The 13,502-nt window shown below is 41.3% G+C and carries 8 protein-coding genes, 1 tRNA gene and 1 pseudogene; 4 read left to right on the forward strand and 6 right to left on the reverse strand.

Translation table 11 applies throughout. From position 1 onward, the window contains the following. The first annotated feature begins 137 nt into the window (after positions 1-137). On the forward strand, positions 138-308 hold the full coding sequence (locus SPPN_RS14240; RefSeq protein ID WP_001227866.1) for a PhrA family quorum-sensing system peptide: 171 nt from the start codon (positions 138-140) through the stop codon (positions 306-308). Positions 309-462: 154 nt separating this feature from the next. On the opposite strand, the pseudogene SPPN_RS14245 reads toward SPPN_RS14240, so the two are convergent. Continuing rightward, positions 463-645 (reverse strand): annotated as a pseudogene (locus SPPN_RS14245) (IS110 family RNA-guided transposase); the annotation flags it as partial. A gap of 646 nt (positions 646-1,291) precedes the next feature. Here SPPN_RS14245 and SPPN_RS09910 point away from each other — a divergent pair. Both SPPN_RS09910 and SPPN_RS09915 read left to right on the forward strand, forming a co-directional pair. Further along, positions 1,292-2,233 carry a trypsin-like serine peptidase gene (locus SPPN_RS09910; RefSeq protein ID WP_237701468.1) on the forward strand — a complete coding sequence of 314 codons (942 nt, stop codon included), beginning with the start codon at positions 1,292-1,294 and terminating at the stop codon, positions 2,231-2,233. 18 nt (positions 2,234-2,251) lie between these two features. Further along, positions 2,252-3,172 (forward strand): N-acetylmuramoyl-L-alanine amidase family protein, encoded by a 921-nt coding sequence (locus SPPN_RS09915; protein ID WP_000771127.1) that lies wholly within the window; start codon positions 2,252-2,254, stop codon positions 3,170-3,172. Between the two features lie 247 nt (positions 3,173-3,419). Here the strand turns inward: SPPN_RS09915 and ndk are convergent, their stop codons facing one another. The 3 genes from ndk to rpoB form a co-directional block, all read right to left on the reverse strand. After that, positions 3,420-3,833, reverse strand: coding sequence for a nucleoside-diphosphate kinase (gene ndk, locus SPPN_RS09920; RefSeq protein WP_000438300.1), 414 nt, complete (start codon positions 3,831-3,833; stop codon positions 3,420-3,422). Between the two features lie 108 nt (positions 3,834-3,941). Then, positions 3,942-7,619, reverse strand: a complete 3,678-nt coding sequence (gene rpoC / locus SPPN_RS09925) for a DNA-directed RNA polymerase subunit beta' (RefSeq protein WP_000228739.1) — start codon at positions 7,617-7,619, stop codon at positions 3,942-3,944. Between the two features lie 32 nt (positions 7,620-7,651). Beyond that, positions 7,652-11,263 carry a DNA-directed RNA polymerase subunit beta gene (gene rpoB / locus SPPN_RS09930; protein ID WP_000907129.1) on the reverse strand — a complete coding sequence of 1,204 codons (3,612 nt, stop codon included), beginning with the start codon at positions 11,261-11,263 and terminating at the stop codon, positions 7,652-7,654. Between the two features lie 414 nt (positions 11,264-11,677). Here rpoB and SPPN_RS09935 point away from each other — a divergent pair. Then, a tRNA-Cys gene (locus SPPN_RS09935) sits at positions 11,678-11,748 on the forward strand. On the opposite strand, the gene SPPN_RS14250 is transcribed toward SPPN_RS09935, so the two are convergent. Both SPPN_RS14250 and SPPN_RS09940 read right to left on the reverse strand, forming a co-directional pair. Then, positions 11,740-11,874: a hypothetical protein gene (locus SPPN_RS14250; RefSeq protein WP_259390846.1), complete on the reverse strand. Its 135-nt coding sequence runs from the start codon at positions 11,872-11,874 to the stop codon at positions 11,740-11,742. The two genes, SPPN_RS09935 and SPPN_RS14250, sit on opposite strands and share 9 nt — an antisense overlap. 61 nt (positions 11,875-11,935) lie before the next feature. Further along, positions 11,936-13,267 carry a hemolysin family protein gene (locus SPPN_RS09940; RefSeq protein ID WP_000390028.1) on the reverse strand — a complete coding sequence of 444 codons (1,332 nt, stop codon included), beginning with the start codon at positions 13,265-13,267 and terminating at the stop codon, positions 11,936-11,938. Positions 13,268-13,502 lie beyond the last annotated feature (235 nt).

Here is a 13,502-nt window from a genome sequence, read left to right on the forward strand (position 1 = left end):
AAAATAGTAAGTTAAAGAAACAAATAATTCTTTATGGTAATAATAAGAAAAAAAGTTCAAAATGCAATAAAAACACTTGGCTAAATAAAATATATCTGTTAGAATAAAAACAAGGAAAAAGAAAGGGGTTTCATTGCATGAGAAAAAAACGTGGAATTAAAAAATTAGTTACATTTGCATTGCTAGGTGTTTTTATGTTTAGTAATACAATTCCTTACCAACAGTTTATTCAGAAGAATAGACAATTGGAGATTCGAGTGCAATCACAAAAGAAGTACAATGGTCTTGATGTTAGAAAGGCAGATTAAAGAATAATGGAATAGAATTAGTCTCTAGTATATTCGCTTTTATTATTCATTAAAAATTGTAGGGGCAAGTTTGAAAAAATAAAAGTTAGTTGATTGATTACTTCTCTAAATTTTGGGCACACTAAAAAGAGGTCTTGATACCCAACCTTTAAAATTAAAGCACCTTGAATCCGTGCTGTTGTGCAAAACGAACGGCATCTTGGACAGACATTGTCTTATCTGAATTTCTTATTTCTGTAAGACCTTGTAATCTTGGATTATAACTCTCCTGTTTTAAAAGTACGTGGTAGATGGCAACCAATAATCTGCGACAGATAGCGATGATAGCTTTTCGATGCCATATAAATAATTTTTAACATGAGGGGGCTCCCTTCATAAAATTTGAGTCTGCCTATCCCTTGACTATTCTTTCCTTTCACAAACGAGTCGCTTATTCAATTATAAGTTTACGTGCTCCTAGTCACAGTTCTTGTGCTTGATGGAAAGAATGACACCTATAAAAATGCGAGGTAGTGGCTGTACCACTCACTTATTCACCTCCCCGTGATTTGTAGTAGTGATAGGCTTTCTCACTATTATTATAAAACAAAGAGCACAACACTTTTTCATTCTGTGTTGTGCCTTGAGTGAAACGAAAGGAATGAATTATAAAAATGAAGAAAACATTTTATCGCAAATTCGGTATTTCAATTATTGCTAGTACTTTATTAGCTAGTCAGCTACCGACAGTATCTGCGTTGACTGTTATTTCAAGTACAGGCGAGGAGTATGAGGTAAGTGAAACATTACAAGAGGATCCAGGAACTAATAATTTTTCACTTCCCGATGTTTCACCGACTTATGGTCAATATTATACAAATCAGTCAGAAGTCATTATTGGCAAAAATGATTTAGTTAAGGTAAAAAATACTTTACAATATCCTTACTCTACATCAGCTTATGTAAAAGCAACATTCAAATTTAAAAATGTCGATTCAGTAGAAATAGGTACAGGTAGAGGAAGTGCTTCCTTTATCAAAGACAATGTTTTGATTACAGCAGCTCATGTCGTTTATGACCGTGAATCCAAAACAGAAGCGACTGAAGTAGAGATTATGCCTGCGGCTACTCCAGATAGTAATCCATTTGGTGAAATAAAAGTCAAAGAAGTTCGTTATTTAAAAGAATTTCGAAATACTGATCCAGATGAGCTTACTACCTATGACTTAGCAGTTTTAATTTTGGAAGAACCGATTGGCGCTCAATTGGGGACGTTAGGACTTCCAAATAATTTAGAAAATACTAAAAATCTAGATGTAACAGTTACGGGATATTCTGCTGTTAATAAGGATATTAAGCAGATGTATACTGATACAAAAACGATACTTCAAGATACAAATGATTTTTTATTCTATCAAGTAGATACTTTGCGTGGTGCAAGCGGTTCAGCAGTATATGATTCTACCAATAGGGTTGTCGGAGTTCATACCAATGGGAGTGAGGCAGAACAAATGAATTATGCTGTCAAGTTAAATGAGAAGGCTCTATCTTTCATCTACTCTGTTATTCGAGGGCATTCTATTGATGGTTGGAAATTGATTGGTGGTACTTGGTACTATTATAAGAACAGTACGAAACAAACAGGTTGGCAAAAGATAAATGACACTTGGTACTATCTAGACGCCTCCGGTAAGATGCTCACAGATTGGCAAAAAGTAAATGGGAAATGGTATTATCTGGAAACCTCTGGTTCAATGGCAACAGGTTGGAAATATGTACGAGGCAGATGGTATTACTTAGATAATAAAAATGGAGACATGAAAACCGGTTGGATAAAAGTGGGAGGAAATTGGTATTATCTCAATTCAAGTGGAGCAATGGTTACAGGTAGCCAAACTATTGATGGGAAAGTTTATAATTTCGCTTCATCTGGTGAGTGGATTTAATATTGGAGGTATATATAAATGAAACTTTTGAAAAAAACTATGCAAGCTGGACTAACAGTAATTTTCTTTGGTTTGCTAGCTACGAATACAGTATTTGCAGATAACTCTGAAGGATGGCAGTTTGTCCAAGAAAACGGTAGAACCTATTACAAAAAGGGGGACCTCAAAGAAACGGACTGGCGAGTGATTGATGGGAAGACCTATTATTTTGATTATAATGGCGAAATGGTTGTTGGTTGGCAGTACATTCCAATGCCAGTTAAAGGATATACAATTGGTCCTTACCCTAATGGTATCAGATTAGAAGGTTCCCCAATGCCAGAATGGTACTACTTTGACGAAAATGGAGTGCTACAAGAGTTTGTTGGTTGGCAAGAATTAGAGCTAAAATATTCCTTAACCGTTGGGAAAAAACATGGTGAAGGCTGGGAAGGTCCCGAAGTTCTTAAATTAGCATACTACTACTTTGATCAAGATCATTATTTAAAGACAGGTTGGCTTTATGATCAATCTAACTGGTATTACCTAGCAAAAACAGGAAATTCTGGGAATAAGAATCTTGGTGGTGAAAGACGTGTAGGTTGGATAAATGATGGTTCAGCTTGGTACTATCTAGATTCAGAAACTGGTATCATGCAAACTGGTTGGAAGCAAATTGGCAATAAGTGGTACTACCTCCGTTCATCAGGTGCAATGGCAACAGGTTGGGCTTATGTTGGTAATAACTGGTACTATCTTCGTTCATCAGGTGCAATGTCCACAGGTTGGGTGAAAGATGGTTCAATATGGTACTATCTAAATGCAAGTAATGGAGATATGAAAACAGGCTGGTTCCAAATCAATGGTAAATGGTATTATGCCTATGGTTCAGGTGCTCTAGCTGTTAATACCACAGTAGATGGTTACTACGTAAACTATAATGGTGAGTGGGTTAAGTAACGAATGCTAATCGTAACTGTAGTTGATACTTAACTTATTAAAAAGAGCTTTTTTCTACCATTTGTCAACTCTATCAATTTTTAAGAATTAAATGAGTCAAGACAGTAGCTATTCAGTATATTTATCTACTGTAGTAGGTTGAAGAAAAACTAAGAATGAGAAAGGACGAAGTTAGTCCTTTCTTTTTTATGTGACTATACTTTCTATTCAAATGAGCTTTTAACCGATTGATTGAGCCAATCAACTCTTAAAACCAAAGAGCAATTTCTCGCTTAGCTGACTCTTCTGAATCTGAACCATGTACAACATTTTGGATAGTCTCATTTTCTCCAGCAGCTTTTGCAAAATCAACTCGAATAGTTCCTGGTAAAGCTTCTTCTGGATCAGTTGCACCCATCATGGTCCGCCAAGTTTCGATTACTTTGGGATCAGAAATGATACCTACAAGAACCGGTCCTGAAGTCATAAATTCACGAATCGGTGGGTAAAAACTTTGACCAACCAAGTCCTGATAGTGCTGGTCAATTAACTCTTCTGAAAGCTGTGTACGCAACTCCAATTTTTCAATTGTAAATCCACGTTGTTCGATACGTTTCAACACTTCACCCACTAGTCCTCTTTTTACACCATCTGGTTTAATGATAAAAAATGTTTGTTCCATACCTGTCTCCTTTGTCAGCTTCTTTCTTTTATTTTACCACATTCCATGGAAAAATGGAGAAAGTTTTCAGAAAAGAGAAAGAGAACCCGAAGGCTCTCTCATCTGCTTTTATTCTACTGTTTCTTCCACAGTTTCAACGGCAGTATCCACAACTACTTCTGTTGTTTCTTCATTCCCTTCTTCCTCTACTGGAGGATTAAGGTATTCTTCTTCGTTGATAGCATGTGGTTCAAGGTTACGGTAACGGGCCATACCAGTACCTGCTGGGATGATTTTACCGATGATAACATTTTCTTTAAGTCCAAGGAGATGGTCTTTCTTACCACGGATAGCCGCATCTGTAAGGACACGAGTTGTTTCCTGGAAGGAAGCTGCTGACAAGAAACTGTTTGTTTCAAGTGAGGCTTTGGTAATTCCCATAAGGACTGGTCGACCAGTCGCTGGAACTCCACCTGCGATAAGAACATCCTTGTTAGCATCTGTAAAGTCATTGATATCCATGAGGGTACCCATGAGAAGATCTGTGTCACCTGGATCCATGACACGCACTTTACGGATCATTTGACGAACCATTACCTCGATGTGTTTGTCACCGATTTCCACCCCTTGGCTACGGTAAACTTTTTGTACTTCACCAAGAAGGTAAGTTTCAACTGACAAGACATCGCGAACTGCAAGGAGACGTTTTGGTTGGATAGAACCTTCTGTAAGAGCAGCACCACGCGCTACTTGGTCCCCAACTTCAACACGCATACGAGCTGTAAATGGAACGACGTACTCACCTTCACCAGTTTCGCCCTTAACAAAGACTTTCTTGGTACGAGTTGATGCATCTTCTTCGATAGCAGTAACTTGTCCTTTAACCTCTGTGATAACCGCTTCCCCTTTAGGATTGCGGGCTTCAAAGATTTCTTGGACACGAGGAAGACCCTGAGTGATATCGGTATTTGAGGCAACCCCACCCGTGTGGAAGGTACGCATTGTAAGCTGTGTCCCCGGTTCCCCGATAGATTGGGCAGCGATTGTACCAACTGCTTCACCAACTTCAACCGCATCACCAGTCGCCAAGTTGATACCATAACAGTGACGGCAGACACCATGACGAGTGTTACATGTAAATACAGAGCGGATAGTCACTTCTTCCACACCAGCATTAACAATTTCACGCGCCTTGTCTTCTGTAATCAACTCATTTGGACCGATAATCACTGCACCAGTTTCTGGATGTTTAACAGTTTTCTTAGTGTAGCGACCATTGAGACGCTCTTCGAGAGACTCAATCATCTCCTTTCCTTCTGCGATAGAACGGATCAAGAGACCACGGTCTGTTCCACAGTCGTCCTCACGGATGATAACATCTTGGGCAACGTCAACCAAACGACGAGTCAAGTAACCTGAGTCGGCTGTCTTAAGGGCCGTATCGGTCATACCTTTACGCGCACCGTGAGTTGAGAAGAACATTTCGAGTACTGACAAACCTTCGCGGAAGTTTGAAAGGATTGGCAATTCCATGATACGTCCATTCGGAGCAGCCATCAGACCACGCATACCGGCCAGCTGTGAGAAGTTTGAGATGTTACCACGGGCTCCAGAATCCATCATCATAACGATTGGGTTCTTAGGATCTTGGTTAGCAATCAAACGTTTCTCTAGTTTTTCACGGGCAGCACGCCATTCAGCTGTAACGGCATTGTAACGCTCGTCGTCTGTAATCATACCACGACGGAATTGTTTTGTGATTTGTTCTACACGTTTGTGTGATTCTTCAATGATTTCAGCCTTGTCATCAACGACTGGGATATCGGCGATACCCACTGTCAATCCTGCAAGAGTTGAGTGGTGGTAACCGAGGTTCTTCATACGGTCAAGTAGGGCAGAAGTTTCTGTCGTACGGAAACGTTTGAAGATTTCAGCGATGATATTTCCAAGGTTTTTCTTCTTGAATGGAGGGTTAAGTTCAAGTTTTCTGATAGCTTCCTTGATGTCCCCACCTAGTGGCAAGAAGTATTTGGCTGGAACGCCTTCTGTCAAATTGGCATTGTTTGGTTCTTGCAAGTATGGTAACCCCTCTGGCATGATGTCGTTGAAGAGGATTTTACCAACTGTTGTAAGCAATACCTTGTGTTTTTGCTCTTCTGTCCAAGGCTTGTTGAGACTGTCTGTTGCGATACCAACACGTGAGTGAAGGTGAACATAACCATTACGGTAAGCCATAACCGCTTCGTCACGGTCTTTGAAGACCATTCCTTCACCTTCACGACCAGCTTCTTCCATAGTCAAGTAGTAGTTACCCAAAACCATGTCCTGAGATGGAGTAACAACTGGTTTACCATCTTTCGGGTTCAAGATGTGCTCAGCAGCGAGCATGAGGATACGAGCTTCTGCTTGGGCTTCTTCTGAAAGCGGTACGTGGATGGCCATTTGGTCCCCGTCAAAGTCGGCATTGTAGGCTTCACAGACAAGCGGGTGCAAGCGAAGGGCCTTACCATCAATCAAGACTGGCTCGAAGGCTTGGATACCCAAACGGTGAAGGGTCGGTGCGCGGTTCAAAAGCACTGGGTGTTCTTTGATCACTTCTTCAAGGATATCCCAGATACGCTCATCTCCACGTTCGACCAAGCGTTTAGCTGCTTTGACGTTTTGCACGATATCACGCGCAACAATTTCACGCATCACGAATGGTTTAAAGAGCTCGATCGCCATTTCACGTGGCACACCACATTGGTACATCTTAAGAGTTGGACCAACGGCGATAACGGAACGTCCTGAGAAGTCAACACGTTTACCAAGCAAGTTTTGACGGAAGCGTCCTTGTTTCCCTTTAAGCATGTGGCTCAATGATTTAAGAGGACGACTACCTGGTCCTGTGATTGGACGACCACGACGACCATTGTCAATCAAAGCGTCAACCGCTTCTTGAAGCATACGCTTCTCATTTTGAACGATGATACCAGGCGCATTCAACTCAAGCAAACGAGCCAAACGGTTGTTACGGTTGATAACACGGCGGTAAAGGTCGTTCAAGTCAGATGAGGCAAAACGGCCACCATCCAACTGCAACATTGGACGAAGATCTGGTGGAATAACCGGAAGGATGTTGAGAATCATCCATTCAGGTTTGTTTCCAGATTTGTAGAAGGCATCTAAAACATCCAAACGACGGATGGCTTTGACACGTTTTTGTCCAGTAGCTGTTTTCAATTCTTCTTTGAGTTCAGCAATTTCTTTTTCAAGATCTACTTGTTTCAAAAGGTCTTGGATGGCTTCGGCACCCATCTTGGCAACGAATGATCCATAACCATATTCACGCAAGCGCTCACGGTATTCGCGCTCTGTCATGATAGACTTGTGCTCCAGTGGTGTATCCTTAGGATCAATCACCACATAAGCCGCAAAATAGATAACTTCCTCGAGGGCACGAGGGCTCATATCAAGGGTCAAGCCCATACGGCTTGGAATCCCCTTGAAGTACCAGATGTGAGATACAGGAGCTTTCAACTCGATGTGCCCCATACGCTCACGACGAACTTTTGTACGCGTTACTTCAACCCCACAACGGTCACAAACAATTCCTCTGTAACGAATGCGTTTGTACTTACCACAAGCACATTCCCAGTCTTTTGTAGGACCAAAGATAACTTCATCAAAGAGTCCTTCACGTTCTGGTTTCAAGGTACGGTAATTGATTGTTTCAGGTTTTTTGACTTCTCCATAAGACCATGAACGGACTTTACTTGGAGAAGCTAGGGTGATTTGCATACTTTTAAAACGATTTACATCAACCACTATTTCTTCCCTTTCTATTCTAAGTGAACTGCCTATTCTTGTTCAGCAGCTTCTTCTGTTGCTTCCGCTTTTGTTGCTTTCTCAGCTTCTTCAGCTTCAAAAGCTGCTTTAGCCTCTTGGGCTGCTTTTTCGCGGGCTTTTTCAAGGTCATCTACGTGGATGACATCTTCGTCCATTCCTTCATCCAAGTCGCGAAGTTCCACTTCTTGGTCATCTTCATCTAGGACACGCATGTCAAGACCAAGAGATTGCAATTCTTTGACAAGAACTCGGAAGGATTCTGGAACACCTGGTTTTGGAATTGGTTTTCCTTTTGTAATAGCTTCATAAGCTTTCAAACGTCCGTTGATATCGTCAGACTTGTAAGTCAAGATTTCTTGAAGGACATTTGACGCACCGTAGGCTTCAAGAGCCCAAACCTCCATCTCACCGAAACGTTGTCCACCAAACTGAGCTTTACCTCCGAGTGGTTGTTGGGTAACGGTTGAGTATGGTCCGACAGAACGCGCATGCAATTTATCGTCAACCATGTGGTGGAGTTTGATCATGTACATGACTCCGACAGAAACACGGTTATCAAACGGTTCCCCAGTACGTCCATCGTAAAGGATTGTTTTGGCATCGCTATCCATACCAGCTTCTTTAACAGTTGACCAAAGGTCTTCAGAACTTGCTCCGTCAAAGACTGGTGTTGCGATGTGAATACCAAGAGTACGAGCAGCCATACCAAGGTGAAGCTCCATAACCTGACCGATATTCATACGTGATGGCACCCCAAGTGGGTTCAACATGATATCGACTGGAGTTCCATCTGGAAGGTAAGGCATGTCTTCTACAGGAACGATACGAGAGACAACCCCTTTATTTCCGTGACGTCCGGCCATCTTATCTCCGACCTTGATCTTACGTTTTTGAGCGATGTAGACGCGAACCAGCATGTTGACACCTGATTGCAACTCATCTCCATTTGCACGTGTAAAGATCTTAACATCACGAACGACACCATCGGCACCGTGTGGTACACGAAGAGAAGTATCACGCACTTCACGAGATTTATCTCCGAAGATAGCGTGCAAGAGACGTTCTTCAGCTGAAAGGTCCTTCTCACCCTTAGGTGTTACTTTACCTACAAGGATATCACCTTCTTTAACCTCAGCACCGATACGGATAATACCCATTTCGTCAAGGTCTTTAAGAGCGTCTTCCCCAACGTTTGGAATTTCACGAGTGATTTCTTCAGGCCCAAGCTTTGTATCGCGTGTTTCTGATTCGTATTCTTCAAGGTGAACAGATGTGTAGACATCGTCTTTAACCAAGCGTTCACTCATGATAACAGCATCCTCGAAGTTGTAACCTTCCCAAGTCATGTAGGCAACGATTGGGTTTTGTCCAAGCGCCATTTCTCCATTTTCCATAGAAGGTCCGTCAGCGATGAAATCGCCTTTTTCAACGACATCGCCAACTTTTACGAGAGTGCGTTGGTTGTAGGCAGTACCTGAGTTTGAACGACGGAATTTTTGGATGTGGTAAACGTCCAATGAACCATCTTCACGACGAACTTCTACCTTGTCAGCATCTGCGTAAGTAACTTTACCATCATACTGAGCAATCACAGCCGCTCCAGAGTCGTGGGCTGCTTGGTATTCCATACCAGTACCAACGTAAGGTGCTTGAGGATTGATCAATGGCACAGCCTGACGTTGCATGTTAGCACCCATGAGGGCACGGTTGGAGTCATCGTTTTCCAAGAAAGGAATACATGCTGTCGCAACGGCAACTACCTGTTTTGGTGATACGTCCATGTAGTCAACAACATTAGCTGGATACTCTTGGTTGACCCCTTGGTGACGTCCCATGACAATCTTCTCAGCAAATGTTCCATCTTCATTCAGACGAGAATTAGCCTGTGCTACAGTAAATTCATCTTCTTCATCGGCTGTCAACCAAACGATTTCGTTCGTAACAACACCTGTTTCACGGTCAACTTTACGGTATGGTGTTTGAACAAAACCATACTTGTTCAAATGTCCGTAAGATGACAAGTTGTTAATCAAACCGATGTTAGGTCCTTCAGGTGTCTCGATTGGACACATACGGCCGTAGTGAGTGTAGTGCACGTCACGGACTTCATATCCAGCACGGTCACGTGTCAAACCACCAGGTCCTAAGGCTGACAAACGGCGTTTGTGAGACAACTCAGAAAGTGGGTTGTGTTGGTCCATGAACTGTGACAACTGTGATGAACCAAAGAATTCTTTCACCGCAGCTGTTACAGGACGGATATTGATGATTTGTTGTGGTGTCAAGACTTCGTTGTCCTGAACAGACATACGTTCACGGACATTACGTTCCATACGAGAAAGTCCAAGACGTACTTGGTTGGCAAGCAATTCACCAACCGCACGGATACGACGGTTTCCAAGGTGGTCGATATCATCTACACGGCCAAGTCCTTCAGCCAAGTTGAGGAAGTAGCTCATCTCAGCAAGGATATCTGCAGGAGTGACGATACGAACCTTGTCATCTGGATTAGCATTACCGATGATGGTTACGACGCGGTCTGGATCAGTTGGTGCAACAACCTTGAATTTTTGAAGAACAACTGGCTCTGTTACTACAGCAGCATCATTTGGAATGTAGACAATCTTATTCAAGTCACCATCCAAATGGCTTTCAATGCTTTCAATCACACTACGAGTCATGATTGTACCAGCTTCGACCAAGATTTCTCCAGTTTCAGGGTCTACCAATGGCTCTGCAATGGTTTGGTTAAGCAAGCGTGTTTTAACATTGAGTTTTTTATTGATCTTATAACGACCAACTGCTGCCAAGTCATAGCGACGTGGGTCAAAGAAACGAGCTACAAGTAAGCTACGTGAGCTTTCAGCAGTCTTAGGCTCACCTGGACGAAGGCGTTCGTAAATTTCTTTCAAGGCTTCGTCTGTACGAGAGTCCATTGGATTCTTGTGGATATCTTTTTCAACAGTGTTGCGAACCAATTCGCTGTCACCAAAGATATCAAAGATTTCATCATCACCTGAGAAACCAAGTGCACGAACCAAGGTCGTAAATGGAATCTTACGAGTACGGTCGATACGAGTGTAGGCGATGTCTTTTGAGTCGCTTTCAAGTTCCAACCAAGCTCCACGGTTAGGGATAACAGTTGAACCGTAACCCACTTTACCGTTCTTATCTACTTTGTCATTAAAGTAAACACCTGGTGAGCGGACCAACTGAGATACGATGATACGTTCACCACCATTGATGATAAAAGTACCCATTTCTGTCATGATTGGGAAATCACCAAAGAAAACTTCTTGGGTCTTGATTTCGCCTGTTTCTTTATTGATCAAGCGGAAGGTTACAAAAATTGGTGCTGAGTAGCTAGCATCATGGATACGAGCTTCTTCTAGCGTGTATTTTGGTTCCTTGATTTCATATCCAACGAATTCCAACTCCATCGTGTCTGTGAAGTTTGAAATTGGCAATACATCTTCAAATACTTCCTTAAGACCGTGGTCTAGGAAAGCTTTGAATGAGTCAGTTTGAATTTCAATCAAATTTGGTAAGTCAAGAACTTCTTTGATTCTTGAAAAACTACGACGGGTACGATGTTTCCCGTATTGAACGTCATGTCCTGCCAAGATGATTCTCCTTTGTAAATAAGTTCCAAGCCTTGTCAATCAGGCTTTCTAATCGTCATATGGTTGTAAAACCCTTATCACCGTGTCCCTTTGATGAATTTTCAGAATTTTTAAGTCTTTATTACAAGTACTCAAAATCCTGAAAAAAAGCACAAAAAGAGCAGCTAAATCTGACTTTTTCAGAAGATTTAACTGCTGTGAGCCTTGTCTGGACAATATTTCAGACAAAACCTACGACAAATGATTATTTATATTATACCCTAATTAGCTAGATTTTTCAAGGGGATTCAGTAGATTTTTGGTAATCTTTTTCCCATAGAAAACTTAGCATTACATTCGAATCACACTATGGTACAAAAAACTGAAAAAACTATTGACTGAAAATCATTTTCAAGGTATAATAAGAAACGTTAAGGCGGTATAGCCAAGTGGTAAGGCACGGCTCTGCAAAAGCTTGATCGTCGGTTCAAATCCGTCTACCGCCTTCTATAACTTGATTTATCAGGTTTCAAATGAACAGAAAGCCCAATTTGAAGGGCTTTTTTATTTTTTCTTCTGATAAATACGGATAATTTTGAAAAACTTTTGGGGCAAAGTTCTTTCCATGACATAATTCCCTCATGAAATCAACTGAAAAAAGCTTCGTCACGTATGGTGACAAAAGCCTCTAGTTTACTCTGTTTCTTCTTCTATTTCGACTTCTGTAATTTGGATCTTTACCTTGGTAACACGTCCATTTTTCACTTTATCATTGGTTAAGATAAGTTGTTTGTTTTGGCTGACCAATTCATAGCTGAGTTTCTCAGTCGTCGGAATGGTTCCAACTCCTGTCAAATAGTAACCAGCGATGGTATCAACGTCATCACTTTCCAGTTCAACATCAAAGTAATTATTGAAATCATTGAGGGTCATAGTTCCTTGAACAATGTAGGTATCCTCACCAATCTGATGAACATCTATTGCTGCCTTGTCCGTTTCATCATCAATTTCACCAACAATTTCCTCTAAAAGGTCTTCCAAGGTCACCAAACCAGCCATACCACCGTATTCATCCAGCAAGATTGCCATTTGTCTTTGGGTATTTCGCAATTCTTTTAGCAAGTCATCCACAAAAATAGTTTCAGGTACAAAAAGTGGATCTTGTAAGATTTTCTTCCAAACAATATTATCAAAACCGTCCACAAAACCAGCCTTAAGGAGACTCTTGGTGTGAATGATTCCAATCACATTGTCCTTATCCCCATCGTAAACTGGTATACGGGAAAAGTTTTGTTTTAAAATACTTTGGATAATGGCTTGACTATCATCCTGAATATCCACCATAAAGGCATCCGTTCGAGGAACCATAACCTCTCGTGCCATCAGTTCATCGAGCGAAAAGACACCTTGTAGCATCTCAATCTCATCAGCATCCAACGTTTCTTCACTATTTGTCAGCATATAGGCAATTTCATCACGGGTCATCTTTTCATCCGCATCATCGAATGACATAGGAGTCAAACGGCTCAAGAAATTGGTCGAAGCAGCTAAAAGCCAAACAAAAGGACTGACTAGTTTTCCGATCCCAATGATAACCGGCGCTGTACGAATGGCCAAGGCATCCTTTAGATTAAGAGCGATTCTCTTAGGATATAATTCCCCAAAAACGATGGAAATATAGGTCAAAAATGCCAAGGATAGAAAAGTTGCCACGGCTTGTGCTGTTTCGCCATTCCCAAGCCAAGAGGCAATCACACGTCCTAGAGTATCAGCTAAACTCGCCCCTGATAAGATTGTAATCAGGGTGATTCCTACCTGAATGGTTGATAAAAAGTGGTTAGGATTTTCTAGTACCTTCAGCAGGCGGATGTAGCGTCTGTCTCCTTCTTCCGCCTTTTGTTCAACTCGGGCACGATTAAGAGAAACCATGGCCATTTCTGTAGCTGAGAAAAAGGCATTTAATACCGTCAAGATAAACAATAAAACAAATTGTAGCAACAAATTCTGACTACTTGGGTCTTCCATAGTTCTTCTCCTAAAATAGTATCTTATCCTTTATTATATCACAAAATTTTATCCAATACATATTATTTTTTTCTTAGCGTAACTTCTCAAAGTAACTTCCATCTCTCTCCCAAAACTGGAAGTTAGTTTTAGAAGTTACCATTTTTTCTTAGTACCTACTCTAGCCCTACTTAAACTAGAAAAAAGAACTCCTACATCCATAAGTGATATAGGAGTTTATCTTATCTTTTACTGA

This window comes from Streptococcus pseudopneumoniae IS7493 (assembly GCF_000221985.1).
GTDB classification, from domain to species: domain Bacteria; phylum Bacillota; class Bacilli; order Lactobacillales; family Streptococcaceae; genus Streptococcus; species Streptococcus pseudopneumoniae.

Bases quoted from the DNA above. Each gene is read 5' to 3' on its own strand.
- SPPN_RS14240 (WP_001227866.1), top strand. From the start codon at position 138: ATGAGAAAAAAACGTGGAATTAAAAAATTAGTTACATTTGCATTGCTA.
- SPPN_RS09915 (WP_000771127.1), top strand. From the start codon at position 2,252: ATGAAACTTTTGAAAAAAACTATGCAAGCTGGACTAACAGTAATTTTC.
- ndk (WP_000438300.1), bottom strand. From the start codon at position 3,833: ATGGAACAAACATTTTTTATCATTAAACCAGATGGTGTAAAAAGAGGA.
- SPPN_RS14250 (WP_259390846.1), bottom strand. From the start codon at position 11,874: ATGTCATGGAAAGAACTTTGCCCCAAAAGTTTTTCAAAATTATCCGTA.
- SPPN_RS09940 (WP_000390028.1), bottom strand. From the start codon at position 13,267: ATGGAAGACCCAAGTAGTCAGAATTTGTTGCTACAATTTGTTTTATTG.